General features: G+C 51.6%; 25 protein-coding genes. 9 read left to right on the top strand and 16 right to left on the bottom strand.

Going from position 1 to position 24,881, the window contains the following annotated elements; translation table 11 throughout:
* The first annotated feature begins 36 nt into the window (after window positions 1-36).
* The 4 genes from CEE36_08615 to CEE36_08600 all read left to right on the top strand — a co-directional run bounded on the left by CEE36_08615 (window position 37) and on the right by CEE36_08600 (window position 5,366).
* On the top strand, window positions 37-2,133 hold the full coding sequence (locus CEE36_08615) for a hypothetical protein (GenBank protein ID TKJ41367.1): 2,097 nt from the start codon (window positions 37-39) through the stop codon (window positions 2,131-2,133).
* 61 nt (window positions 2,134-2,194) lie between these two features.
* On the top strand, window positions 2,195-2,584 hold the full coding sequence (locus tag CEE36_08610; protein ID TKJ41366.1) for a hypothetical protein: 390 nt from the start codon (window positions 2,195-2,197) through the stop codon (window positions 2,582-2,584).
* A 125-nt stretch (window positions 2,585-2,709) separates the two neighbouring features.
* On the top strand, window positions 2,710-4,680 hold the full coding sequence (locus tag CEE36_08605) for a hypothetical protein (GenBank protein ID TKJ41365.1): 1,971 nt from the start codon (window positions 2,710-2,712) through the stop codon (window positions 4,678-4,680).
* A gap of 23 nt (window positions 4,681-4,703) precedes the next feature.
* Window positions 4,704-5,366: a hypothetical protein gene (locus tag CEE36_08600; protein TKJ41364.1), complete on the top strand. Its 663-nt coding sequence runs from the start codon at window positions 4,704-4,706 to the stop codon at window positions 5,364-5,366.
* A gap of 36 nt (window positions 5,367-5,402) precedes the next feature.
* On the opposite strand, the gene CEE36_08595 is transcribed toward CEE36_08600, so the two are convergent.
* From CEE36_08595 to CEE36_08580, 4 genes are all read right to left on the bottom strand, one after another.
* Window positions 5,403-5,678 (bottom strand): hypothetical protein, encoded by a 276-nt coding sequence (locus CEE36_08595; protein TKJ41363.1) that lies wholly within the window; start codon window positions 5,676-5,678, stop codon window positions 5,403-5,405.
* Window positions 5,675-6,022: a hypothetical protein gene (locus CEE36_08590; protein ID TKJ41362.1), complete on the bottom strand. Its 348-nt coding sequence runs from the start codon at window positions 6,020-6,022 to the stop codon at window positions 5,675-5,677. The genes CEE36_08595 and CEE36_08590 overlap by 4 nt, the downstream gene beginning before the upstream one ends.
* Window positions 6,023-6,106: 84 nt before the next feature.
* Entirely contained in the window at window positions 6,107-8,206 is a 2,100-nt protein-coding gene (locus tag CEE36_08585) for a hypothetical protein (GenBank protein TKJ41361.1), read from the bottom strand.
* A 59-nt stretch (window positions 8,207-8,265) separates the two neighbouring features.
* Window positions 8,266-8,775: a hypothetical protein gene (locus CEE36_08580; protein TKJ41360.1), complete on the bottom strand. Its 510-nt coding sequence runs from the start codon at window positions 8,773-8,775 to the stop codon at window positions 8,266-8,268.
* 230 nt (window positions 8,776-9,005) lie between these two features.
* Here CEE36_08580 and CEE36_08575 point away from each other — a divergent pair, with 230 nt between their 5' ends.
* Window positions 9,006-9,341, top strand: a complete 336-nt coding sequence (locus CEE36_08575) for a hypothetical protein (protein ID TKJ41359.1) — start codon at window positions 9,006-9,008, stop codon at window positions 9,339-9,341.
* A gap of 421 nt (window positions 9,342-9,762) precedes the next feature.
* Window positions 9,763-10,800, top strand: coding sequence for a hypothetical protein (locus CEE36_08570; protein TKJ41358.1), 1,038 nt, complete (start codon window positions 9,763-9,765; stop codon window positions 10,798-10,800).
* 210 nt (window positions 10,801-11,010) lie between these two features.
* On the opposite strand, the gene CEE36_08565 is transcribed toward CEE36_08570, so the two are convergent.
* From CEE36_08565 to CEE36_08545, 5 genes are all read right to left on the bottom strand, one after another.
* Window positions 11,011-12,165, bottom strand: a complete 1,155-nt coding sequence (locus CEE36_08565; GenBank protein TKJ41357.1) for an N-acetyltransferase — start codon at window positions 12,163-12,165, stop codon at window positions 11,011-11,013.
* Window positions 12,162-13,217, bottom strand: a complete 1,056-nt coding sequence (locus CEE36_08560) for an 8-amino-7-oxononanoate synthase (GenBank protein ID TKJ41378.1) — start codon at window positions 13,215-13,217, stop codon at window positions 12,162-12,164. The genes CEE36_08565 and CEE36_08560 overlap by 4 nt, the downstream gene beginning before the upstream one ends.
* 202 nt (window positions 13,218-13,419) lie before the next feature.
* On the bottom strand, window positions 13,420-13,653 hold the full coding sequence (locus CEE36_08555) for a hypothetical protein (GenBank protein TKJ41356.1): 234 nt from the start codon (window positions 13,651-13,653) through the stop codon (window positions 13,420-13,422).
* Between the two features lie 868 nt (window positions 13,654-14,521).
* A complete protein-coding gene (locus tag CEE36_08550) occupies window positions 14,522-15,397 on the bottom strand; it encodes a hypothetical protein (protein ID TKJ41355.1) in 876 nt (291 codons plus the stop codon).
* A 75-nt stretch (window positions 15,398-15,472) separates the two neighbouring features.
* A complete protein-coding gene (locus CEE36_08545) occupies window positions 15,473-16,408 on the bottom strand; it encodes a hypothetical protein (protein ID TKJ41354.1) in 936 nt (311 codons plus the stop codon).
* A 237-nt stretch (window positions 16,409-16,645) separates the two neighbouring features.
* Between CEE36_08545 and CEE36_08540 the strand changes: the two genes are divergently transcribed.
* Window positions 16,646-17,206, top strand: coding sequence for a hypothetical protein (locus tag CEE36_08540; GenBank protein ID TKJ41353.1), 561 nt, complete (start codon window positions 16,646-16,648; stop codon window positions 17,204-17,206).
* 97 nt (window positions 17,207-17,303) lie between these two features.
* Complete coding sequence (locus CEE36_08535; GenBank protein ID TKJ41352.1) at window positions 17,304-18,878, top strand: hypothetical protein; 1,575 nt, start codon at window positions 17,304-17,306, stop codon at window positions 18,876-18,878.
* A gap of 143 nt (window positions 18,879-19,021) precedes the next feature.
* Here the strand turns inward: CEE36_08535 and CEE36_08530 are convergent, their stop codons facing one another.
* From CEE36_08530 to CEE36_08510, 5 genes are all read right to left on the bottom strand, one after another.
* A complete protein-coding gene (locus CEE36_08530; protein ID TKJ41351.1) occupies window positions 19,022-19,951 on the bottom strand; it encodes a hypothetical protein in 930 nt (309 codons plus the stop codon).
* Between the two features lie 96 nt (window positions 19,952-20,047).
* Window positions 20,048-20,875, bottom strand: coding sequence for a 3-methyl-2-oxobutanoate hydroxymethyltransferase (gene panB, locus CEE36_08525; protein ID TKJ41350.1), 828 nt, complete (start codon window positions 20,873-20,875; stop codon window positions 20,048-20,050).
* A 107-nt stretch (window positions 20,876-20,982) separates the two neighbouring features.
* A complete protein-coding gene (locus tag CEE36_08520) occupies window positions 20,983-21,618 on the bottom strand; it encodes a deoxynucleoside kinase (GenBank protein TKJ41349.1) in 636 nt (211 codons plus the stop codon).
* Window positions 21,609-22,181, bottom strand: coding sequence for a 2-amino-4-hydroxy-6-hydroxymethyldihydropteridine diphosphokinase (gene folK, locus CEE36_08515; GenBank protein ID TKJ41348.1), 573 nt, complete (start codon window positions 22,179-22,181; stop codon window positions 21,609-21,611). Before folK ends, CEE36_08520 begins: the two co-directional genes overlap by 10 nt.
* The gene (locus CEE36_08510; protein ID TKJ41347.1) at window positions 22,114-22,317 is read right to left on the bottom strand and encodes a cold-shock protein; all 204 of its coding nucleotides are present in this window, start codon (window positions 22,315-22,317) and stop codon (window positions 22,114-22,116) included. The genes folK and CEE36_08510 overlap by 68 nt, the downstream gene beginning before the upstream one ends.
* 216 nt (window positions 22,318-22,533) lie before the next feature.
* On the opposite strand from CEE36_08510, the gene CEE36_08505 reads away from it, so the two are divergent.
* Window positions 22,534-23,331 carry a hypothetical protein gene (locus CEE36_08505; GenBank protein ID TKJ41346.1) on the top strand — a complete coding sequence of 266 codons (798 nt, stop codon included), beginning with the start codon at window positions 22,534-22,536 and terminating at the stop codon, window positions 23,329-23,331.
* On the opposite strand, the gene CEE36_08500 is transcribed toward CEE36_08505, so the two are convergent.
* Together CEE36_08500 and CEE36_08495 are read right to left on the bottom strand one after the other, a co-directional pair.
* Complete coding sequence (locus CEE36_08500) at window positions 23,270-24,454, bottom strand: hypothetical protein (protein TKJ41345.1); 1,185 nt, start codon at window positions 24,452-24,454, stop codon at window positions 23,270-23,272. The genes CEE36_08505 and CEE36_08500 overlap by 62 nt on opposite strands.
* Window positions 24,455-24,547: 93 nt before the next feature.
* A complete protein-coding gene (locus CEE36_08495) occupies window positions 24,548-24,880 on the bottom strand; it encodes a hypothetical protein (protein TKJ41344.1) in 333 nt (110 codons plus the stop codon).
* Between the last annotated feature and the right edge of the window lies 1 nt (window position 24,881).

Here is a 24,881-nt window from a genome sequence, read left to right as displayed (position 1 = left end):
CATCGAGAGAAGCTTTATGAATAAAAAGGAGGTAGAATGAAGGTTTTTTCTATTCTCATCCCAGGCCTTATTCTGATTGCAGTCCTGCCCTTGGCCGCAGCCAACTGGTGGGTAGAAACCACCCAGGAGGACTTCGTAGATGGCTTCTATAACGCCACACTTTACGCTGCCGACACAGGCATAGCCGGAGACGGTGCGGTCCAGATGATACATTACCGGGATATAGATAAGGACGGGAGTCTGGATCTTTTGATCTCCAACAACCGCAGCAGGGATACGCTGGACCCAGGACCGGCATACCATGCTTATCACTACGACAAGCTCACATTTGCAGATTCCATCTTCAGCTACAACGGCTCAGGCAACCTGATTGTGGATTATGACAACGACGGCAATCTTGACGTAGTTCTTTCGGCCTTCGACGACTCAACTGGCGCAGGCGACCTCTACTCACACCTGTACTACGGGCCTGCCCCCTGGACTGACGTAGACAGCTTCCCTACCCGCTGCGGGATGGCGGTCAGTGCAGCGGACCTGGATAAGGACGGATATCTTGACCTCGTCTTCTCGAACCTTGTGGGCGGCTACGCCTACATCTATTATCAGGGTACTGCTCAACGCGACAGCCTGGCCTGCGGCTGGAACTTCGGCAACGCCATAGCCGATATGAACAAGGACGGGGATCCGGACATCGTCCTCGCCGGGCTTCAAGCCATCATCTACTACGGCCCGGACTTTACATCCAACGAAACAATCGCAGACATCGACTCGCTGACCGACGTGACAGTGGTCGACCTCGACGGTGACGAAACATTGGACCTCGTCTTCTCCGCCTGGGGAGATAGCTCCTACATCGCCTACGGTCCTGACTACACGACAGTTCTTGGACTCCTCACCGCAGAATCCCGCGGCGTCTCGGTAGCCGATCTCAACCGAGATGACGAGCTGGACATTGTTTTCTCAAACCTGGCTCTCCCAGGGTCAATCTATTGCGGCCCTGACTACGCTACAACCCGAATTCTTATGACCCACAGCGCGATGGGAAACGTAATAGGCGACTTTGACGGGAATAGAACTCTTGACATCTGCTTCTGCAACTGGCTAGAGGATAGCACATTCGACACCTACTCCTACATCTATCTGGGGCCAGACTTCACAGCCTACGACAGCCTCCTCACCCACGGCGCTCACATAAGCACCACAACGGACGCCGGCAACCCCTACGACCGAAGCGGGGATGAGATCTACGTATCCTCGATCTACGATGCAGGAGATACTGTAGAGTGGGGCTCCGTTTTCTATACCGCAGTTGTACCCTTCGGATCGGGCTTCATCCTTGAGGTTCAAACAGGCAACGTTCCTGATCCCGCCCCCTCGTGGAGCGAATGGCTCCAGGTAGCTGACGGGGATACCCTGCCGGACAGCCTGGCATCACGGTATATCCGCTACCGGGGGATCTTCACCACCGACTTCCTGCAGGCCCCCAGGCTTGAGGAGGTCACAATCAGCTATCCAAGCGAAGGTGATGTGGCACCGGAGAACATAATCTCACCCCTGCCGGAAGACGTAACCCGTTGCGACACAAGGACTTTAATCGTGCAGGTCCGCAACCTGGGCACCGCCGCCGAGACGTTCCCGGTTCACTGCCTGCTCGACAGCCTTGGAGTAAATAGATTCGACAAAATCCTGATGGCCGAAGACGTTGCTCCGGGTGACTCGGCTATACTGATCTTCGGCGGGATGTACTGCTGCCCGGGCGAAACCTTATGGGTCATTACCGAGTTTGCAGAAGACGTGGTGCCTGAAAATGACACACTTTTTGCCCATCTCGGGCCTGTGGCCATCCAGGAACGAACAGATAGGTATGAACTTGAGTTTGAGGTCTCACCTGCGTCCCAGGGCTTCAGGATAGACTATAGCCTGCCTGCGAATGAACGGATTACCCTTGCAGTCTACGACGTTACGGGCCGAACGGTGAAGGTCCTGGATGAAGGGATGCAAAGGGCCGGAAGACACCGCCTCGCATGGGACGGCCGCGACGAAAAAGGGCAACTCGTTTCTGCGGGCATCTACTTCGTGCGCCTTGAGAGGCAAACAAAGACCCTTTCCAGGAAGATCGTCATTGTCGATTAAACCGGAGTTAAAGAAGATGGAGGCGAGGGGACTTAAGTCTCCTCGCTTCATCATTTAAGCAATGAAGAGATTCTCGGCCAAGAAGCACTGGCATAACCTCTACTTCCTGGTGAACACGTTGATCTGGGCCGGGCTTATCCTGCTTTTAGCCTTTCTCTTCACACAGGCATTTCTTACAACCGGCATCCTCCTTGGAGCGTGTGCCGCCATCTCCGTTGTCTCAAGCGCGGTTCTCTTCCGCCCGGGCCGTCGTTTTGCCGCGGGCATAGTCCAGATAGTAGCCTGGGTGATACTGATCCTTTTGGCCCTCCTGCTCTATCAGAACACGCTCATGCCGGTATTGATCCTCTTTCTGCCCGGGGCAGTTTTGAGTATCGGGACACTTATCCTCCTGGGGACCCTGAGCCTTCGTGCTGAGCGCGAGCTCCACAGCGCCATGCGGCGGGGTTAGAGTAAATTCCGCAACACAGAAAAAACCGGCTCAGGGGGGTTGACATCTTCACCCAAAAGAATATACTTATGATATATTAAGGAGGAGTCAGTGGAGACGACTTTCGCGATTATAGGTTAGGCCGGATGCTGGGTAAGGGAATGTTTGGGGAAACCTACGAAGCTTTCAAGGGCAACGAAAGAGTCGCAATTAAGCTGATCAAAGAAGAAGCTATCCTGTTCGGTTTTGATCTGAGACGCTTCCAACGAGAAGTCAGAGCTTTGCAAAAAGCTGTGGGCCCAAATGTAGTCCGATTTATTGATTCGGGAACAGCAAAGTTCGGCAATACCACTCGCTATTATGTAGCCATGGAGTACCTAGACGGAACAGACTTGCATAAGGCATTTCAGGAGGCTAATTACGAGTTTGAAGAAGTCTTACTTAAAAATATCCTTTGTCAAGTCATCGATGGCCTTAAAACAGTCCATGCTCAAAATATCATTCACCGCGACCTGAAACCTGCCAACATATTTCTAACAGCAGAAGGTCAAGTCAAGTTACTTGATTTTGGTCTTGTGAAAATGCTTGACTATACAACCTTAACAAGTATACCCGGTCAAGCAATCGGAACACATTGTTATATTGCCCCAGAGATTCTAAGAGGAGGAGATGTTGATCAACGTGCTGACTTTTATTCGTTAGGTGTAATGATTTATCACTTGGTTACACAGGGAGCTTTTCCATTCGAGGCACGGACGGAGTTAGAGTTATTTGGTAAAGTAGTTAACAATCCCCCAACACCACCTACCCGCCATAATCCTAAACTTTCATCTGAGTTTGAGAACCTTATTCTGACTCTTCTTGAAAAGCAACCCTACGAAAGAATGCTTGACCATGATGAGTTGATTGAGGCAATTAGAGCTACACCAATGACTCTACCTAAAAGTTCTAGAATCTTAGCACGGGAACGAAAAAAAGAATACCCCAAAAGGTGTTTCTTCAGATTAATGCAAAATGAGAAATCTGTGACTGTTGATTTTGTTCGTAAAGGCGGAAAAATAGATGGATTGGTGTACCCCGCAAATTTTCTGCCCAGTCATAGAAAAACTCTTTCGGAATTCCAAGACAACAACATACCATTTATCTTCGATCCAGGAACAAGCCGGTTACCATATTCTTCTTTCGCCAAGACAAAAGGCCTTGTAGCTCTGCCTTATGTCTTTGACAAGAACAGCGTACTAACAGCGACGTCTTTGCAATCATTGCGAGATCAACAAGCATATGTTAAAACTTGCCTCGACTTTCAGTTAAAATGGGGGTGTGCAGATCTTGTAGCCCCGTTCCACTTTTGTAGAAATCTGGGATCTGAGTGGATGGATATTGACATCAAATTGATAGAAGAATCTCTTGCTTACGCTCAGCGAACAGCCTCAAGGAAAAAGGTTTATGCAGGACTTGCTCTAAATATTGAAGCGTATACCAATGACACAAATCGTCAAACTTTACTGACCCGTTATTCTCGAGCGAAAGCGAATGGATTCCTATTTTACGTTGATGCTATCAACGAGAAGACCGATAATCGTCTACAACTCTATTCTTACTTAAACTTACTCAAACTCTTTCAGCGTTTGGGAAAACCTGTTTTTGCCTGTCGTGTTGGTTCGCTTGGCCTGGGAATGCTTGCCGCTGGAGTAGATGGAATAACCAATGGTATTGCATCCCTGACAAGTTTTTCGGAGAAAGGACTTTTATTAGATCGTGCAATTGGTTATGATATGTCACCCAAATATTACATCCCGGAATTAATGTCCTGCTTATCTGTCAAAATGGCTGAGGATATATTAAACAACAAGCCTGAATATCAATGCAACTGTCCTTATTGTTCTATCTCACCATCAAGTCTTGACAGAGCCTCAAAACCTCATTTTTTACAAAAACGCACAGAAGAAATATCAGAAATCAATTCTTTAAGTAGCAACTTGGAAAGGATTCAATGGTTTTGTGAAAGAGTGAAGTCGGCTATCAAGGCATGGCGTAATTTAAAGAAATATGGTATTGACGTTAATCCTTACCATTACAGACATCTTGAAACTTGGCTAGAAGTGTTTATAATATAGGTGGTAACCAAACAGGAGTGAATGTGAAACGTTTGGAAGCCCATATGATTAGACCCATTAAAACATTTATGGAAGATGGGTTAGGGTTGAGTATGATTGCTGAAGAATTCAGCGCTGGTTATGGAAGAGCAGATCTCGTAGGGGCGTATCTTTCGGATGAGAATCACTTCTTCCGTAAGGAAAATGGGCTTAAGGGTGTTACCATTGACAACTATCGACTCGTAGAAACATTAATGGCACTTAGACTCGATGTAAATGTATCCTATGAACAACTTCTTCGAAAAGTAGGAGTAGCTGAAAGCACTTTGCAGAAAAGCATCCTGCCACGACTTGTGAATCTTGGGCTTGTTGAACATAACAGAGGTAAGTCGGCACGCCTTCTGTATTCCTTACCGTCTCCTGCTGATCACATAGTAGCGGTTGAAGCGAAGCAAGCTCGATGGCGAGATGCTATTCTTCAGGCTAGGCGGTATACCTTTTTCGCCGATTATACTTACATCGCCGTTTGGAATGGCAAGGCTCGACTCGTTGACAAGTCCTTACTCTATCGTCATCGTCTCGGGCTTATAGGTGTCGAGGTTAACTCTGCCGAAATACTCATAGAAGCACCCAAACGAAACCCCAGAATTCCACAAATGAATCGCTATTGCGCCGAATTTCTATATAGTCTTTGGTTGCAGGCTTGAAGGAATCTCCTCCCACGCTTTTCCGGACAAAAAAGATCACTTGTGTAACCGACGGCTTCGTCGGATAAAGTAGCCTGCCGAGATACCGAAAAATACGGCGAAGAATAGGGAGGCTATGATTATCCAGAGCTGGGGCAGGCGGATAACGTTTACCCCGAAAAGATAACAGCCGCCGAGAAGAAACAATAGCCCCACCCACATGAGGAGCCTGGACCAGCGATACTCGCGGTAAAGTGTGGCAAGAAAGGCAAAAAGGCTGAATATGGCCACCGTGCCAAGCGCGATTAAAAAGGGAAGGATGTATGCCATCATTTCGCGCTGGATTTTGCCCCGGCACGGCCGCAGACTTCGGCCAGTAGGAGCAAAGCGGCCGCACCCGAGATAGAAGCACTTATCAAAAGCACACCCAAAAGCAACCAGAAAAGTGCGTTATCGAGAACGATGAGAACGACCCCTGCAGCAAGCATAGCTCCAAGGGGGAGAAGAAACCACAAACTCCTCTTCTGGGCCCGCACCAACCCGGGGGCATCAAGATACGAGAAGAGCTCGTCAAGTATTCTGCCCATACGTAGCAGTATCCAGATAACCAGGAGCATAAAGATCGTGATCCACAAGAGCCCGGTCATCACCAGAAGCGCGATTATCGGCCACTTCATTGTCTAAGGATAGCAGCTGTCACTTATATGTCAACCACCTACCAGAATCGCAACAGGGTGAGTGTGGGTGACTCCGGGGTGTTATCAACGTAGTATTGTCTTTCGAGCTATCGCCTTTTCTCCATCAACAACCAACCGCACGAAGTATACGCCCGATCCTAACGCCCTGCCCTCTTCATCCGTCCCTGGCCAGCGCAGCTCATGGGTTCCGGCGTGGTACTGTCCGGATGCCAGAACACGCACCCTCCGACCGGCAGGATCGTATATCTCAAGGCTCACATCCGATATAGTGGGAAGTGAGAACCTGCACGGGATGATCCTTGAAAACGAACCAACCTCAAAGTTCAACCCTGAAGGAGCGAACGGATCCTCTTCGACACCTGTCGCTACCGGAGAGTGTGGGCTTTCCGCGTCCTCCTCGCAGTAGTCGTAGGCGGTGATGGAAACCTCTGCCAGGGGAGGCTCAAGCATAACCGTATAGCGGGTTGAACAGGCAGGGATAGCGTCTGCAATAATATGCCATGGATCAGCGGAACCAAAGCGCTGCCAGAGCCGGTAGCCGGCAACATCCCTTTCAGGAGAAGGTATCCAGGCGAAATAATAGCTATCCCCTCCCAGCCACGAGTAGGTCAACCGAGCAGGAGCAGATGGCGGGCCTTCGACCATGCCGATCAAGTGATCCGCGGCAAGGCTGCGTATGCGGTCGATACGTCCTCGTGGCCAGCGGATGATGAGCGAGTCGATCATCTCGTGATCTGCAAGACCCAGGTGCTGGCGTGCAATAAACATCGAGCCGTAGCCGTTGCCGTTGGATGGGGCAGCCTCGCGGATCACCATCAAATCGCCGCAATAGGCCCAGACCCGAGTCCCGATACCGGAGCGGTTGCTCTCCCGGCCCTCGAAGTCAAGCTGCAGCCAGTGGCCGCGCTCAGCGGTGTTGATAAAGAAGACCTTGTGAGTTTCACCCGAATAGCTGTAAGGCGCGTAGACATCCATCTTCCCGTCCTGGTTGATGTCAACCCACAGCACGTAACTCTTGCTGCCCCATGTCTTTATGCCCACCTTGAGGGTAACGTCGGTGAATTGATTGTCCCCATCGTTGCGGTAAAGCCAGCCCTGTTTGCCAGGCGAACCGTAGAGGTTGAGCCAGTAGAGATCAAGATCGCCGTCATTATCATAATCAGTCCAGACAGGTGCCGAACCTATCTCCGAGTTGTTCATTCCGGACTCCGCAAAGTGATCGGTGAAACCCCACTCGGGCGGGCCGTCGTTCGCCCAAAGGTGGCTGGTGTAGTCGCCCGGGTACGTAGGGTGATGGGTAATGGGGGTGAAGAGATCCAGGTATCCGTCGTTGTTGTAGTCTCCCCATGCGGCACCTATGTTATGTCCGTAATAATCCTCGCTGAAGATACCCATCACACCCGCCTCTTCAGCGACGTTTGTGAAGGTCCCGTTTCCGTTGTTTCGCCACAGGATGTTGGGTTGAAGCCGGTAAACCGAGACGAAGATGTCCACATCCCCGTCCGAGTCGTAATCTCCAACGCTTACCCCTCGCGCACACAGGGTATCGGTGCCTCCTTCACGAATACCCGCCGCTTCTGAGGCGTCCTCAAACCCTGAACCTGTGTTGTGGAAGAGGTAATCCTCGTGTCCTGACCAGTAGGGGTAGTCTTCCTCGGAATTCAAAGGAACGAACTCGTAACTTGAGTAGTAGAAATCAAGAAGTCCGTCTGCATCGTAGTCAAGCCAGGCCGGATCGTTGAGGTCGCGATCAAGGATGGGAAAACCGAGCCCAACATCTTCTGAGACGTCTACGAGCACATAGTCGGGCGGTCCTGAGTTCTCATAAAGTAGGATAAAGCAGGTATCCTTGCGTGGGGTGGTATCGATCCATACGGTGCGGCAGGTTAACGCGTCCGGGTAGCCGTCATTGTTGTAATCACCCCAGCATACGATCTCCCCGCCTCCCCACTTACTTGTCTCAAGCTTTGTGAAGTTTCCCTCGCCGTCGTTTAAGTAGGCGTATCCGGCCCAGAAATCAATACGCCCGTCACCGTTGTAATCCAGGAAAGAAACAGACCCTGCCAACTCATCGATCCCCAGCTCGGCTATATCTACCTCCTCGAACCCCTGAGCGTAAACCAGGATGGCGAGAATCCCGAAAGCTGTAACCACTCGCTTCATACTATCGCCTCCTTACACTTTATCAATCCAGGTAACTATCTTTCTGTCAACCTTTGGGATCACTGTCCCTGACGTTTTGCCTTCTTTAATGTCTTCCGGATAGGCCTTAAGCGTCTGCGAGGCCGACGACCTTCTGCAAGGACGGCAACGATCGCAGAAAGGGTATCGAAAAAGGCCACCTTCTGCTCGTCCGGTATCCGACGCATGATGCGGCGCATCCCCGCCTTGGTTACGCGCTGCACACGCCCGGCCAGCTCCCGGCCCGTATGGGAGAGCTTTACGGTTACTACTCTCCTGTCTTTCTCCGAACGTTGTCTGTCTACCAAGCCGGAGCGTAGGAGCCTGTCGACCATCGCGGTCATGTTGCCTGAGGATGTTCCCATCTGTCGCGCCAGCTCACCCATACCAAAGCTCTCCTTGCGGGCCAAAAGTGAAAGCACAAAGTATTGATTCAATGTGATATCCAGCCCTGCAGGCCCGCGTGGATCGAGAATGCGGAAACTACGGACCAGCGCGGGGGCCATATCGTCCAGACGGGCAAGCAACTTTCGGTCAAGTTCGCGGCTCATGATTACCTAAAGATAACCATAGCACGGACAATGTCAACCCGTAACACACCATGCGGAATAAATTTTCACTCCCTGTGATCTTCTGCCCGGAGAGCAAAAGGAGAAGGGGTACGGGGTGTTATGTCCTTGATTAAGGGGCGTTAGCCCCAGAAAGTTATGGAGATGCCCCGAAGGGGTACGGGGTGTTATAAGGTTGACATCGACGGACTTTGTGATAGAATTAATACAGTATGAGTGAGAATAAGAATGTGCTGGCCGCGATAGGCTACATACCGCCTCTGTTCTTTATCCCACTTTTCCTTTCAGGGGACAGCACCTTGGTCAAGCACCATGGTCGTCAGGCCCTTGTGATCTTCGCAGCAGCTGCGTTGACCGTGCTTGCATTCCGGATATTGCAATTAATCCTGGGATGGATTAAACCCATCGGAACTGCGTTCTGGGTAGTAGAGGGATTCCTTTATCTGGTTTATATAGCTATCTCGATTGTAGCTGCAATCAGAGCGGCAAACGGCGATCTCTGGCGTGTACCCATCCTGGGTGCCTACTCCGACCGGCTGAACATCTAGCCTGCCCTTTTTCAGGCATAAAAGCTTACAGGCGCGAGGGGTGTTATTGGTTGTGAAACCTAACCAGAAGGTGGACAAAAGGTGGACAAAAGGTGGCCAAAAGGTGGACAAAAGTTGGACAAAAGGTGGTCATTTCATAAGTGAATGATCGGGGTCCCCTGGCGTACGCGGCGCGGACGTATGCGGTTAAAAAAGCTTTTCATTTTCCGCTTCCCTTGGAGGGCGGTCTCACCATTTTTATCCGCAGATGACGCAGATTTACGCTGATTAGATTTATATGGAGTGCAACGACCGTGTCGTTGCCGCATAACATAGTTGATGCACACCAAAGGAATTAGCGGTCTGGAGAGCGCGCCCTCCCACCCTCAAAGCGGGGTTGACAAACCCAATGCAACGCGTAGTATTTTGCATGGAGGGAATCTTGAGAAGCAGAAGTTTGAAATCAACGGTTTTGGTGGTGGGAGCAATAGTAGGAGGCTTAGCATTAACAGCCCCAAAAGCCCTTGCAAATGATTATAATCCTAGCAACCAGCAAGAGCCAGTTCAGGCAGGGCAGGTTATGATGCCAGACGACACAACCTACGAATATTTTGAGCTAATCGGAGACACAAACTCTGGCTTTGAATTTTCTGAAAGTGAGATGGATTGGGTGGGGGAAATTATTAGCGGGAATTATAGCGAAATTAGATTACACTACTCCGGTTATGAACAAGTAAGACCATTTAGGGGAGATTTTCAGGCTCGGATAAAGGCAGACGATGATCGGGGAAGTATGGCAGTTGCCCAAATAGGAATCGATTTATTTACAGAAGACACGATAAAACTAGAAGAGTTAGACTCTTTATTGTTTGCTGCAAACCCTTATGTTTATCCCAATTTTGGTTCTGACTATTGGAATTTAAGAGTGGATCTTACAACAGAGGATGGAGATACATTAACTTACGCTTACGGAGAAGATTTGGAAAGCTCTGAACACAGAGGGGTTAGGAATGTTGCGGGAATCTTTCAACAACAGGTATGGTATGAGCAAAAATTTAAAGAGGATTTAAGGGAGTTTGTGGGAAGTTTGGGGTTCGGAAAGAAGAAGGTTAAAAGCCTAAGGTTTTACATTGAAAATATCCCCAAGACAATCACTGCAAATGTTTTAGAAGTAGATGAAGTCTACCTCCACGCAACAAGACAAATAATCACAGGAGTTCAAGAAGAAACTCCAACCCAAAGACCTGCAGAGCTAAGTAATGTTATCCTAAAAAGCTCAAACCTCTACCAAGCCACCTTCCCACAAAGAGGGACTTTAACAATTTATGAAGCGAGCACCGGTAGAAGGGTTCAAGCGCCAATAGAGGTTTACGGCCACGTTGACGTTGACTTCTCCGGGTTTCCAGCAGGGGTCTATTTTGGTATCTACAAACCACAAGAGGGAAGGCACCAGGTCGGTAAGATCATCAAGACGCAATAGATTGTAGGAGCGACGCATGCGTCGCCCCTACTCGCTCCCCCACGATAAAAATTGTAGGGGCACGGCATGCCGTGCCCCTACCTGCTAGTGGAGGGGGATAAAGGGGGGGGATAAAACACCCCGAAAAATATCTCTCCTCAGAGTCCATATACCCCTTATTTACTGCGATCTTTTCTCCGGAGGAGAAAAGGAGCATTTATAATCGGGGTATCAAAATAGGTAATCCCATTTACGCTTTGAGCGATCCACCGGTTTGATCGGCTTCTGGTATACCCGGTAGGTTTTGGTTATCTTGCCGCCCCAGCTCTCGATGAGGTTAATCATCTTCACGTTGTCCTCTAAAATCCAGCTGAACTCGCCGCCAACGAACCCGTGTCTCTCAGCCGCCTTGAACAGCTCGTAGTACAGAAGCGCGTCAAAACCGTAGCGGCGGTAGGCAGACAGGACCCCGAGGATCATGATCCTAACCCGATTTACCTTGTGCTGGTTAAGTAACACCTTGATGAACCCGAACGGGAACAGCCTGCCGTTGGCGTAGCGCAGTATCTGGTTAGCGTCGGGTGTGGCAACGGCCATCGCCACCACCTTGCCGTCAAGCTCAACTATTGGCACGAAGTCCGGAATAACAACGGGCTTGAGCTTTTTGACTATCAAATCGAACTCTGCGTCTGTAAAGAGAACCGCGCCCCAGTTCTGGCTCCACGCCTCGTCGTATACCTCTTTTATAAGCGCGGTTTCAGCCTCAATATTCTTCATATCGGCAGGCCGAACGGTTATCTTATAGCGCTTCTTGATCGTTTTTACAATCCGTTCCACCTTTTCAGGCATCCCGGCAGCGGTCGGTGCCCAGTAGGAGTAGACGTCCTTGATCTTGGCAAGACCTTCTTTCTCGGCCAGTTTGGGATAGTAGGGCAGGGTGTAGGGCATCATCACGAACGGGTCCTCATCGAACCCATCCACAACGAACCCTATCTCCTCGTTGATGTTGGGGTTCATGGGCCCACGCATGTGCGTCATCTGCAGGGCAGCCAGCCACTCTTCGGCCGCCTCATACAGGGCATGGGCGACATCCTGGTCATCCGCAGACTCGTAGAACCCGAAGAAGCCGGTTTTCTCGTTATAAAGCTTGTTGTGATTGAAGGATACGATGGCGGCGATCCGACCCACTATCTTCTCATCTTTCAGAGCGAGGAAAAGCTGGCGCTCGGCGTTCTCCCAGAAAGGGTTACGGCCAGGGGTAAGCATCTGTTCCATATCGGAGATCAGAGGCGGTACCCAGTGCTGGTTGCCTTTGTAGAGCGACCAGGCCATCTTTATGAATCTACGCAGATCTCTTTTGCCGCGAACACGTCGTATCCTAATCATAGCACTCCTGTCTCTACGCCCACCTTTTGGAATATCTCAAGCGCACGGTGCAGCTCCTTCTCGGTGTGAGTGGCCATGCAGCTTGTGCGGATAAGACAGCGGGCGGGCGGCACCCCAGGCGGCAGAACCGGGTTAACAAATACGCCCGCATGGTGGAGTTCCTTCCAGAAGAAAAGGGTTTTCATGTCGTCGCCTATATGAAGGGGGATAACCGGAGACTCGGATGTGCCGATATCAAATCCCAGTTTGGGCAGGCCATCAAGCATCATTCGGGTGTTGCGCCAGAGCTGCTCGCGGCGCTGTGGTTCTGCTATTATGATCTCGAGCGCGGCCAATGCCGAGGCCACCGATGCCGGAGTCATTGAAGCAGAGAAGATAAGCGAACGAGCGTTGTGTCGGATGAAGGTGATAACCTTCCTCTCGCCGGCGATAAAGCCGCCAAGCGAGGCAAACGATTTGGAGAATGTCCCCATAACAAGGTCTACTTCCTCTGAGAGAGAGAAGTGCTCGGTAACTCCCGCGCCAGTTGGACCCATCACCCCTGCCGAGTGCGCCTCATCCACCATAATCCGAGCACCGTAGCGCTTGCATAAAGGCACCAGCTCAGGCAGAGGGGCGATGTCTCCCTGCATTGAGAACAACCCGTCAACAACAACCAGCTTGCCCGCATCAGCTGGAAGAGAGGCCAGGACCTGCTGTAACGAATCCATGTCGTTGTGCACAAACCGCTTCATCGCGCCACGGGAGAGGAATGCCCCGTCTATGATGGAGGCGTGATCAAGCTTGTCGGTGACAACGTAATCCCCCTTCTGAACCAGGGCGGAGATGGAGCCCAGATTGGTCTGGTAGCCGGTGGAGAAGCAGATGCAGTCTTCTTTATGAACAAACTTGGCGAGCTTTTCTTCAAGCTCGATGTGTATGTCCAGGGTTCCGTTGAGGAACCGCGAGCCGGTGCATCCGGTGCCGTACTTCTCGGTGGCGCGGATCGCCGCCTCCTTGACCCGGGGATCAGCGGTAAGCCCCAGATAGTTGTTTGAGCCGAGCATTATCATACGTTTGCCGTCAATAACTACGTTGTGGTCGGGCTGAGAATCTATAGGAATGAAGTATGGGTAGTAACCCTCATTCTTCACACGCGCTACTATGGGATAGTAGTCCTCGCATTTCTTGAATAGATCCAAATATTCCTCCGTGATGTGTAAACAGATTCTACGCTCTATGTTGAGGTTGTCAACTTATCACCCCACACGCTTGCTACGCAACCGTGTGGAGACACCGAATTAGATGCTCCTCGCACCCGTAGCGCTCATACATCTTCTCCCAGGCCACGGTGTTTGCCGAGTCCGCAAACCAGGTGAGTTCGGCAAAGCTTTTAGCCCTAGCCAGTATCTCCTTGCGGGTAACTGCCTTTATCGAAGTCAACCCGCCCAGAACGAGCAGAATCAAACGAAGGAGTGTTACGGGGAGGGTCGCCATCTTAAGATGCAAGCCTTTCTTTCTGAATTAAGATCAAAGACATAAACATTACCCTGACAGTCTATTGAGACGTTGCGCCAGTGTACTGTTTCATAGTAACTTCCCGGAGGATTTTTTATAATTTTGCACCCCTTATTACCTGCAAAAATCAATATACTATTACTCACAACCTGTGAACCTGTCTCATGGTATCTAGTTTCTGCGTGGCTCCAGGAGAGGATACGTACGGTAGTAACATCGTTAAGAAACGATAGGCAATTAGAACTTTTTCTTCCTATTTCTCGGTTCAAAGTAAAACCTGAACATTCTTCACCGTCAAAATCCATACGTAAATCTGCATATGTAACAGGGTATCTTGCTCGTTCAAAACAAAAAATCTCTCGATTTTTCCTCCCTTTAGAATCCAAAGCATCCGTCAATCTCCAAAACCCACTCTGATTTACGATAAAAACCAAGCTATCCCCCGGATGAATAACTAACCCATTAACGATCTTCTTTTCATCATATTTTACTTGGAACCGAGTGATTTCTTCACCTGCCTCGGTAACAACCACTGTCGCTGGTTGATTGTGATTATCAAGAAAATAGAAACGAGAATAACTGTCGAGCGCCATATCGACCGCATCACAAGGAGTCTTAAACTGGTCAACGAATATGCCTGCCGTATCGTAACAAAGCACCCGGTTGTTTAACTGATCCAATAGATACAACCGTGTATCCGTAGCAATTAACCGGCAAGGACCTTTGAGAGTATCCTCCCCTTCAATCGCTATCTCATACGGTCCAGACCCAACAGCGAATCTCACCACCTCTTCTGGCCCTACATAATTAATACTATCCGGTCGAGCTGCCCAAAGTGCGGAGACTAGAAGGGACAGGACTAAGGAGACACGCGCCATCTCAGTATAGAAGCCTTGCCCTCGGAGGTTGAGGTGAACACGTAGATATTGCCCTGCGAATCCACCGAAACGTTGCGCCAGCCTGTATCGTAGAAGTAGTAGCTTGAGGGGATGGGCAGATAAACTTCATCTTCTGCGGATTCATCGAGAACTATCACCTCGCGCATGCTGAACGAACCGGATTTGTCCTGGATATAGGTCTCGGTGCCTACCCATAGCCGACCGTCGCCGTAACATAAAAGGATCTCGGTGGTGCGGCCTTCAAACCGGGTCACGATGCCCAGAGGTCTTAACCCACTGGCTTCTAAAACCTGGAGGGATTCCAGCTCAACCCGCTTAAGCTTGAAGGTCTTGCGCTCAGGGATATAACCAAGGATACCGGCAGATTCCGGAACCGGCTGTAAAAGGTCGCTCCCCGATAAGAACAACAAGCTGTCTCCAGGATGAGCAACCAGGGCAGTGAGGGGGTGCTTGGCATCATACTTGATCTTGATTCGCTCAATCTCCTTGCCGTCCTTGAGGATCGCCACCTGCGCGGGTTGGGTGCGGTTCTCTAAAAGATAGATACGTCCGGAACGGTCTACTGCCATGTCAAAAGGACGGAATGCCGTCTTTATCTCGCGGACAAACGAGCCGGATGTATCATAGCAAAGTACGCGTTTGTTGAGCTGGTCAAGGAGATACATGGTAGAGTCTAAGGCCACCAACCGGTAAGGGCCTATCGCTACATCCTCTTCCGCAAGCCCAACCTCGTAATTGCCAGAGCCTTTTGCCAGCTCCACCACAACCTCCGGCTCTTCGTAGGACAGAGCCAAAAGGGATGATGCAAAAAGGATCAGGGGAAGAATATTCTTCATCATTATGAGAATAAGCTCAGTTCAAGGATTGTCAACCCGTAACACCCGTAACACCAACCTCCCTCAGGGGAGCTTTTAGTTCCTGAGAGAGGTTATTGGGCGGGCTTTGAAGTAAAGTATCTCGGAGTAGCCTTCCGAGAAGTGGGTCATCCAGAGGTAAAGGTCGCCATTAGGTGCAACTGCTATGTCGCGGTTGGCGTAGTCGTAGGACGAGTGCCCAGGCTCAATGCCGCGCAGCTCTGCAAGAGGCTTGCCATCCTTCAGCACGAGCATTCTTCGGGCGATGTAGCTTTTCCCCTCCTCATCGGTCTGGATAGAGGTGCCGACGATGTATATTCGGCCCGCTCGATCGTCGGTGTGGAACTGGAAAAGCTCCCGCTCCAGAGGTTCAAGACGAACCGGCCCTACCACCCCAGAGGAGGTCTTTGCTGTAAACTCGACCTCCCAGGTATCCTGGATGCGCCTTATGTGGGTATCTGTGAGATGAAAACGACCCGGTCTCTCACCCGCGGCAAAGAGTATGTCCCGTTCCTGCCCGGGCACAAGCCGGTAGGTGTAACCGCCTGCAAGCAGCAACCGCTCGGCGGTGGGGGAAAAACATATCTCGGTCATGAGCCGATTCCCCGGGAGATCGAACTCGCGACGCTGGACCTCCCTACCCCTTTCGTAGACAGCTATGAACTGGGGCTGCACCCTATACTGGAGGATGTGAAGACGACCTTCGTCGTCGCAGGCCATATCCGCCGGGCAGAAATCAAGACGCAGAGAATCAATGAGCCTGCCTCGACGATCGAAGGTATAGGCACAGTGATCTAGTCGAGCCAAGAGATAGAGGAGACTATCACAGGCAAGAAGCCTCAAAGGCCCGTGTCCTGCTCCCTCCCGAATGAAACCAAGCCCGTTCGGTTCATCGTCACTGAAGCGCACGACCTGCACCGGCCCCTCATAGGAGAAGGCGGAGAGAGCCAAAAAACATCCCAGAGCAAGGATTAGAGAAACCATCCGCCACATCGCCGGAGCTTACTGAATAATTCCCCGATTGTCAACAAAACACAGTCTGTGCGGCAGGCGATGGCCAGATCATTTCTAGCTCGCAAGATTTAATACTACTTTTTAGTAAAAGATTTAAAGTAACTTGAAATCACTTGACAAAGTCCCCTTTTTTTACAATAGACTTATGAGGAGGGTATTGGGGGAATACAGGAATCCCCGAATATCTAAAAACAAACCTAAACAAAGGAGGACACAATGTCTAAAAAGACTCTCCTTATCATCGCCGCGGTTGCGGTGATGCTCGTGGCCGCTACAAACGCTTACGGTGATGATTATTCTTACGAATCATGGGACGGCTGGTTCAACTCAGGAGAACTAGACTACAATGGCAAGACCTATACGATTGTGTGGAGCGTCCTCGAGGTTGATGACTCCACCTACACCATCTCCCCTCCACACCGGGATACGTTTGGTATTTGGGTCAAGATACCTGCTGTCGCTTTCGTGTGTGTTGCTCGTCCTGGCGACAGCATCTTTGTCTACATCGACACACTCACCACCGGCGGAAAGGAGTACGGCACAAGCGGTACAAAAGAAGGCGAAGGTTACTGGTACGGCGATGGCTCTCAATACAACGAGCACGGTCAATTGGTGAAGATATTCGACTTCGGCGGCACCTGGGAAGCTACATTCAATTACAACACTGAGCCCGATCCTACCTATGAAGGAACCTGGATGGTAACCTGGAGCGGTTGGCCTGTTCTCGTTACTGGAGACGGCACCTGTTCCGGCAAGCGGACCTACTACGAGGACTAAGTAACCTAACCTATGCAGGAGGGGCTTTGCCCCTCCTGCTTTCCTGGCCTTGACATTGCCGCAGAACCGGCTTATACTGAGACAAAAGGAGGTAGTAATGCTTAATATAAGTCTTTTGGCTTTAGCCCTGTGCGGCGGTGTTCTTGTGGAGCCGTTTCGGATAGCAGAACGCCAGCCTGACCATCATCAGACATATGCTTGTGCAGCCATGGCTCCTGATGGCCACTTTGCCGTGGCCTGGGTAGACAACATAACCTCCGGCGATCCCTTCAATCCTGACGATTTAGAGCTGGAGCTTTTTATCCGCTTCTTTGATCGTGATGGAAATCCAATGACCGAGGCTTATAAGATCGCAAAGCTTGCGGACACCTCGTGGGTTCGCCACCCCTGTCTTGAGATGGACACCACGGGCAACACTATCCTGCTTTGGGCGGATAAGCCGATCTGGAGGGAGGATGAGTCTTGGTATGCCTGGTATGTTCGTTTTCAGCGCTTTGCCCCTGACGGCAGCCCTGTTGACTCTGCGCACAACTTGGTTGCCAGCATACTCTTAGGTAAGCACACGCAGAGACCAAGCCCATTTGACCTGAGCCTCAACAATAACGAGGAGTTCGTAGTAACCTGGTGTGAGATAAAGCCTGCCCCCCCTCCCCCTATTTTGAACTACGTGTGGGTGGAGCGTTTTGATTTGGATGGTTATCCTGAAGACCGGCCCTTCTTGACTTGTGATGCGGAGTGTGTATTCTCCTACTATCCCAGGGTGGCGCTGAACGATGCAGGCGACGTGGCAGTAACCTGGCTTAATGAGATTTGGGGTGACCGGGACTCGGTGTATCGGCGGTTTCAGGTGTTTAATGCCGCAGATGAACCTATCCTGTCCTGGAGACCATGGGGGCATCAGTTGGATGAGTGGAGAAACTTCAGGTGGGCCATCCCCTTTTGGGTTGATAATGACCGTTTTGTGACATTCTGGTTGTACGGCGGACTTATGGGTCGAGTGTTCGGCCATCGCGGGTTGGCGTCCTATCCACCACGCTTGGTGGCGGTGGATACTATAGTATTCGCGTGGGACGTTCGCTGGGGAAAGCAGTTCTCGGTTGCCTTCTCTTCAGACGGGCGGTTTGCTGAAACGCACTTTAGAACTTGGCGTCAGCACAATCCAGACTGGATATGGGGCCATCCTGCGGGTATGCTTGGCGAGATTCGCAACAACGAGCCGTGGCGGCGGACTAATCTTTTCGAGTATACGGCACCTTTCGGAATAGATACCCTATTGGGCACTTATTTTGTACCTGCAGTAGGGGTGTGCGACGACCGAATCGTATGGGTATATCCCCGTTCCACGCCCGATAGCCTCTGTGAGGCCTGGGCCTTAATCACCGACTGGGACATGGGTATAGGGGTAGTTGAATCTCCCATCCAGACCGAATCCCCCATCCAGCTTGAGGCATCCCTCAACCGGCTCTTCTACGACGTGTCCGGGAGTGTTACGGGCGAGGCGCAGCTTACCCTCTACTCCGCGGATGGCCGCCGCGTGCTTACCGAGACCATCGAAGGCAAGGGCATCTGGACGCCCTCCCAGCCCTCCTCCCATCTCCCAGCAGGAGTGTATTTCGCACGGGTGGAGGGGGATGCGTCATCCAAAACACAGAAGGTTGTTCTCATAAGATAGTAAGCGGGCCGACTTACGCGAAGCGGACGCCGAAGGCGCCCAAGTCGGCCCCTACGTTTTTCCCTGCGATCTTTTGACCTCTGGTCAAAAGGAGTATTTATCCCGGGGTCCCCGCGGAGTCACGTAGTGACTTCGTGGGGTGTCTAAAAGTTGTAGACGATGCTGGCGAATGGAAATCCCAGAAACTCGTCAATTAAATCCTTGGTGTAGATGAAAGCACCCTCCAGGCTGAAGGTCTCGCCAAAGAAGCGCATCCCGTAGGAGATAACCGGCCTGTAGTTCCCCCACTCCCTAATGAAGTAGTTCTCGGTGACTAATGCTATCTTTCGCGTCACCCTTAACTCGCCGCCCAACATGAATCCAGGTGTAGAGTAGAACATTGTTTTCTCCTCGGGCCCTTGCGTATATAGCCGGGAAACACCGTAACCAGCACCAACGCTAATGCTGACATCGGGCCTCCCAAAGGTGCCGACACCATAACCCAAAAGAAGGGTCGGATTGAAACCCTCCTGGCCAAACCCCTGTGCAGCCACAGCTCCTGCGGATAACGAGACGTATTCTCCAAGAGCTACACCCACTTTAGGTAATAAGTAGGCTCCGCCGAAATTAACCGCGGTAAGAAACGAAGCTCCTCCCGCAATGGTAAAGTTATCCGTCACCGCGTATGCAACTAAAGGTGCAAGGATATAGTAAGCTGCAACGTAGCCCTGCCCCTTGCGTAACAAACGAGCGGTGGGACATAGATACAGCCTCGTGGCGTTGGGGTTGGGAAACCAGTACCTGCCGTTCTTTATGTTGTCGGAGGTGACCTCCCTGACCTCCTTGATCTGAGGTATGAAGATAATTGTCGTATCCCCGTCTGTCTCAAAGTGGACGTAATCGGCAACGATCTTCGTGATCCTGCCGAAAAGCATCTCTCCGTCCATGCTTATAAGGAGCTGCAACTCGTTTGCCTCCGCGACCCGCAGCTGCTCCTCCACCCTCGAAGGTTTGCGGGCATAAAGAACGCTCGATGGGATAGAGATAGACATAAAGACCACAAAGGCGGTCAAGCACAACTTCTTCATCTTCATAATCCTATATAACTATAGGCCTGAGGAACCCGGATGTCAACTGTTAACTCACGTTGCAGATAACGGTACTCCTTGGGATTGTAGAGTAGAGGAATGTCAGCTGAAGCTTTCCTTATCCGATGGGAAGTTACCGGCCATCACATCGGAGGCGTAGCGTGCCAGCGCGTCGAGGATTATGCCTGCAAGCTCGGCGTAGCGGCGCACGAAGCGAGGCTTGAATGCTGGGTCAAGGCCCAGAAGATCGTAAAGAACAAGTATCTGACCGTCACATGAGGGACCGGCGCCTATGCCGATAGTGGGGATAGAGACACTGGAGGTGATCTTTGCTGCAAGCTTTGATGGTGTCTTTTCAAGAACCAAGGAGAAGCAGCCCGCCTCCTCCAAAAGCTTTGCCTCGGCCAGCATACGTTCCGCGTCGGATGCCTTCTTACCCTGCAGCTTGAAACCTCCAAAACGGTGAACGGATTGAGGGGTAAGCCCAAGATGGCCCATCACCGGGATGCCGATCTCCACGAGCTTTGTGATGATTTCTCTGATGTGAGGGCCGCCGCCCTCTACCTTGACCGCCTTGGCACCTGCCTGAAGGAACCGGCCCGCGTTGGTGATGGCAATTTCAGGAGATGGTTGGTAGGATAAAAAGGGCATATCCCCGACAAGAAGCGCCTTGGTTAATCCCGCGGCCACCGCACGGGTGTGCATGAGCATCTCATCTATAGAGATAGGCAGGGTGGTATCCAGACCGTAGATGACGTTGGCCGCAGAGTCGCCAACCAGCACGAGTTGGATGGGGGTCTGGTCTATCAATCGTGCAAAGCTGGCATCGTAGCAGGTGATGGCCGCGATGCGCTCCTTACCTTTCAGTCTGCGGATACGGGGAACGGTGAAGGGCTTGATTTTCGCATCTTTCGAAGGAGTATGACTCATATCTTCCTCTTACTCCTTCTTGGAGAGGTTATATGGGGCCCCCGCACGGCTGTGCCTGCACCCCCGTCGGGTGTAACAGACGTGTGGGGTAAAGATACGTGGGGTATTCATGCCGATCCCAAAAATCGCCTGCCCTGACCGGTGGCGTCTATCTCTGAAAGCAGTCTCTGAAAATGAGCCTGATTCTGGTCCAGATCAAGGTTGTCGGTGTTCACCACCAGGAGCGGCCCCTGATAATAGGTAAGGAAGAAGCCGTTGTAAGCCTCGGCAAGGCTCTCGATATACTCGCGGGCGATACCGCGCTCCATGGACCGACTGCGCCTGGCGATCCTGCGCATCAAACTCTCAACCCTTGCCTGCAACAGAATCACCAGATCAGGCAACGGAACCTGGGGAAGCATCTCGGCATACATCTTCTCGTATACCTTGAAGTCCGAGTCGGATAGATTTATGGATGCGAAAACCCAGTCCTTCTGGAAGGTGTAGTCGGCTACCGCCACCCGTTCGAACAGGCTGGTCTGCTTGAGTTTGGATAGTTCCTTGAAACGGGAGGAGAGAAAGTGCAGCTGGGCCGGGAACGCAAACGTCTCCGGGTCCTCGTAGAATCTCTCAAGATAAGGATTCTCCAGGGCTTCCTCAAGCAACGTCACCGCCCCCCACTCCTGAGCAAGCTTTAAGGCAAGGGTTGTCTTGCCCACACCGATCACTCCCTCGACACACACAAGGTTCTTCCTCACCGCCATCGCCTGACCCAGCTGGTGTCCACCTTAGAAAGCATCTGGGTAACGCTCAGACCAAGAACAGGATGCCGCATCCGAGGCGCTATCTCTGCAAGGGGCACGAGTACAAAGGCGCGTTCCGCAACTCTTGGGTGCGGCAGGGTGAGCGTCGGGGTATCCATCACCACATTATTATAGAAAAGCAGGTCAATGTCAATCGTTCTGGGCGCGTTTGGGAATGGCCGTATGCGATTCAATCTGAGTTCGATTTGCTTGCTGGCTTCAAGTAACTCAAGGGGAGAAAGGGAAGTTTCGGCTGCCAATACCTGATTAAGGAATGAGGGCTGGAAGCGAAAGCCCTCAGGGAAGGTGCGATAGATAGATGACGCGTTAAGGATTCTTACTCCTTGCGCTTCGAGAAGCATGCGGGCCTTGGTTAAAAACCCCTCTCTCCTGCCCCAGTTACTTCCCAGGGCTATGTAGACATGGACAGGAGCCCGGCCCGGATCGCTGCTGGAACTAAATCTTCTTGACTTTAATCGCTTTGCGGGCCTGGTCGGACTCGGAGATCTCGAACTCAACTGCATCTCCTTCGGAGAGCGACTTGAACCCTTCCTCCAGGATGTCGGAGTAGTGAACAAAGATGTCACCCGCCCCGTCATCCAGCTCAATAAAGCCGTAGCCCTTCTTGTTGTCGAACCATTTAACTTTGCCCGTCGGCATAGACTTTCCTCCTTACCGGAAAAACCAATACCCAGGTTCGTTTCGTGCGAACCATTACGTGTTATATTACGGCTTGTAGGATGTTTGTCAAGCTCGTTTAGTCTGTGCGCCAATAGATAGTTACCAGGTGGGTGAGAGGGTGAAGAGGGTATTAGAAAAAGCGGGGATCTCCTGTAGACTTACAAAAAAGGAATTAACCAAGGAGATCCACCGCCTATGCAAGTATCTTACCAGAGGTTACACAATATGAACCCCATCCAGGCAAGACGTATGATTATAGAGACTTACCCGCGATGTGCAAGCATTTCGGCAACAGCTCACCAGATGGGAACTTCACGTCAGGTGGTGCGTAAGTGGATCAGGCGTTACGAAGCAGAGGGAGAAAAAGGACTCATGGATCGTTCCCGTCGTCCTCATATCTCGCCTCGCAAGACGCCCTATCACCCCAAGCGGTTGCTTTGCAACCGCTTGGGGACCCCGATCTTTTCTCCGAAGGAGAAAAGGAGGGAGAAAGAGTTCGGTGGAAAGAGCCAAAGGACGCTGGAGAGACTCCAAGAAACCCTCTACAGCCCCTGGAACGCTGTGCTGGCAAGGATACCCCTGGGACGTAAGGGGTATAACGGTCGTGTAGAAAGAAGTCACCTTACCGATGATGAGGAGTTTTATCTACCTTGCATACTCAGTTGGAACAATGCTGATGACATGTTAAGATCAGCTCAGGCGTGGCAGTATATCTACAACGTAAAACGACCGCACTTCGGTAAGGGTATGGGAAGTCTCTCTCCTCTTGATAAACTCCGTTCCCTCGGTTACAATCAACTTAATGACAACTTTATTCTCTTCCCGGTACTACTCCTCGACGACCTCAACCCCCTTCTACCTGGTAACGATGTATTGACCATGGACAGTGTAAGTACCCTGCCTTTGAGGCTGACAGGGTACTTACCTAACTTTACTCCCCTTGCTTCTCTGTTGATGCCTCCTCCTCGGGCAGGCCGAAGGTCTCGGCGATGAAGCGCTCGGGGACCCGATAGCCCATCTCCGATAATGTCTTTAATGTCTGTGCGAACTCCGCTGTGCCGCGCGGCGGCAGGTAGTCGACAACGAAATGCGGCGCTGCAACGTTCGGGCCGTAGTTGAAATCGGTAAGCCAGCGGATGAGTGTCGAGTTCAGGGTCGTGTGGAGTAACCTTGCGTCCGCTGCGATTATCTCCTGGCGAACCTCCTGATGGGTCTTTGCTGCTGCATAAGACCCCACCTTGCCAACTTCCTGAGTCAACGTCCCACCCAGCACGGTTTTTGAAATCTCCGCGTTCATGAAGTCTAGGAGCTCGCGGAAGAAGGAACCCTTCTCGCCCACCTGGATGCTTTCCAGCTCCACCTTCGTCTCCTGGGGGACGGCCGCGACTGAGTCCTGCTGAAGGTTCACAAGCGCGGTGACCAGGTTTCGCACGTCTGCGTCGGTGAAGTGCGCGGGATAGCGACCGATAACACTCGGGATACCGAACTTCTCTGCCAGAACCATCCAGAACGCGGAGGCGTGCTTCTTGAAGTACCACGGCCAGTAAAGGGATAAGAGCAGCGGGTTTGCGTAGGGCACGTCGTCCTGAGGCTCGTTTCGATGGCAGATGAACTTTCGGTCTGGCAGATCCTTGGTCTGGCCGGTCTGGGAATCGAGCAGCTTGAGCTCTGCGTTTTTCTCAAGCAGGAACCGTTCAGGGCGACGGGTTCTGAGTGCGTCCACCCTTACAGCGTCGGCATCTATGCGCCACATGATCTCGGCAACGCTGTGCCCGTAGGGTATGGCCTTGAGAAGATGCGCGAGCGCGTGCTCGAAGTTGGGGATGGCGGCCAGGGTTTTGCGAACGAACTCAGCGATCTTTTGTGCCTTTCGTGAGTCGTCCGCCGCCACCACCTCCCAGCTTCGTCCGGCCACGCCTGCACGGCGCGAGCGGAAGGAGCTCTGGATATGTGGATCCGCCATCATCTCTTCAAACACGTCCCACAATCCGCGTCCCTCGTGGCGTTCGAGAAAGGAGGGTGTTGATACCGGCATACGGTTCAGGACGTTGGTAAGCCATAACATGGAACCGCCTGCCGCGCTGAATTCCTTCTCGATCGGTTTAAGACTTTTCATCTTCACCTCCAATTTTGTTTCCGATCCTTTCTCCACAGGAGAAAGTGAGGATTTAGGGGTCCCCGCGGGAAAACGGAGTTTTCGCGTGGGGTGTCATATGTTCGGTAGCGAAAGTACATAGGTCTCCAGGTCTTCCGGGTTTATGCGGTAGCGGCCCCTTATGAGCTCCGCCTTCAGTTTACGCTCGTGTATCAAGCGCAGCACGGTGGACTGCGAGCATGCCAGTATCTTCGCCGCTTCTGAGATCGAGAGCTTGCGCTCAAGCTTTTCCTTCCGGATAAGCATTCTTTCAACCTCCTCGGCGCTGATGCGGACAGTGCCGCGCAGCTTGACGGCTTTCAGGCGTCCCTCGTAGATCGCCGCGTATATCGAATAGGGGTGGCAGTGCAGGATCGCAGCCGCCTCTCGGATACCCAAAAGATGCATG

It is taken from the genome of candidate division TA06 bacterium B3_TA06, from assembly GCA_005223075.1.
Lineage (GTDB): Bacteria > Hydrothermota > Tepidihabitantia > B3-TA06 > B3-TA06 > B3-TA06.
Note: the sequence above shows the minus strand (reverse complement) of the source record. Positions and strands in the feature narration are given on the sequence as shown.

Coding starts and splice junctions, on each gene's coding strand:
- CEE36_08510 (TKJ41347.1), bottom strand. CDS start 22,317: ATGCCGACGGGCAAAGTTAAATGGTTCGACAACAAGAAGGGCTACGGC.
- CEE36_08615 (TKJ41367.1), top strand. CDS start 37: ATGAAGGTTTTTTCTATTCTCATCCCAGGCCTTATTCTGATTGCAGTC.
- CEE36_08495 (TKJ41344.1), bottom strand. CDS start 24,880: ATGCATCTTTTGGGTATCCGAGAGGCGGCTGCGATCCTGCACTGCCAC.
- CEE36_08580 (TKJ41360.1), bottom strand. CDS start 8,775: ATGAGCCGCGAACTTGACCGAAAGTTGCTTGCCCGTCTGGACGATATG.
- CEE36_08540 (TKJ41353.1), top strand. CDS start 16,646: ATGTCTAAAAAGACTCTCCTTATCATCGCCGCGGTTGCGGTGATGCTC.
- folK (TKJ41348.1), bottom strand. CDS start 22,181: ATGCAGTTGAGTTCGAGATCTCCGAGTCCGACCAGGCCCGCAAAGCGA.
- CEE36_08535 (TKJ41352.1), top strand. CDS start 17,304: ATGCTTAATATAAGTCTTTTGGCTTTAGCCCTGTGCGGCGGTGTTCTT.
- CEE36_08585 (TKJ41361.1), bottom strand. CDS start 8,206: ATGAAGCGAGTGGTTACAGCTTTCGGGATTCTCGCCATCCTGGTTTAC.
- CEE36_08595 (TKJ41363.1), bottom strand. CDS start 5,678: ATGATGGCATACATCCTTCCCTTTTTAATCGCGCTTGGCACGGTGGCC.
- CEE36_08575 (TKJ41359.1), top strand. CDS start 9,006: ATGAGTGAGAATAAGAATGTGCTGGCCGCGATAGGCTACATACCGCCT.
- CEE36_08605 (TKJ41365.1), top strand. CDS start 2,710: ATGCTGGGTAAGGGAATGTTTGGGGAAACCTACGAAGCTTTCAAGGGC.
- CEE36_08550 (TKJ41355.1), bottom strand. CDS start 15,397: ATGAAGAATATTCTTCCCCTGATCCTTTTTGCATCATCCCTTTTGGCT.
- CEE36_08565 (TKJ41357.1), bottom strand. CDS start 12,165: ATGATTAGGATACGACGTGTTCGCGGCAAAAGAGATCTGCGTAGATTC.
- CEE36_08520 (TKJ41349.1), bottom strand. CDS start 21,618: ATGGCGGTGAGGAAGAACCTTGTGTGTGTCGAGGGAGTGATCGGTGTG.
- CEE36_08505 (TKJ41346.1), top strand. CDS start 22,534: ATGCAAGTATCTTACCAGAGGTTACACAATATGAACCCCATCCAGGCA.
- CEE36_08500 (TKJ41345.1), bottom strand. CDS start 24,454: ATGAAAAGTCTTAAACCGATCGAGAAGGAATTCAGCGCGGCAGGCGGT.
- CEE36_08610 (TKJ41366.1), top strand. CDS start 2,195: ATGAAGAGATTCTCGGCCAAGAAGCACTGGCATAACCTCTACTTCCTG.
- CEE36_08560 (TKJ41378.1), bottom strand. CDS start 13,217: ATGATAATGCTCGGCTCAAACAACTATCTGGGGCTTACCGCTGATCCC.
- CEE36_08545 (TKJ41354.1), bottom strand. CDS start 16,408: ATGTGGCGGATGGTTTCTCTAATCCTTGCTCTGGGATGTTTTTTGGCT.
- CEE36_08530 (TKJ41351.1), bottom strand. CDS start 19,951: ATGAAGATGAAGAAGTTGTGCTTGACCGCCTTTGTGGTCTTTATGTCT.
- panB (TKJ41350.1), bottom strand. CDS start 20,875: ATGAGTCATACTCCTTCGAAAGATGCGAAAATCAAGCCCTTCACCGTT.
- CEE36_08590 (TKJ41362.1), bottom strand. CDS start 6,022: ATGAAGTGGCCGATAATCGCGCTTCTGGTGATGACCGGGCTCTTGTGG.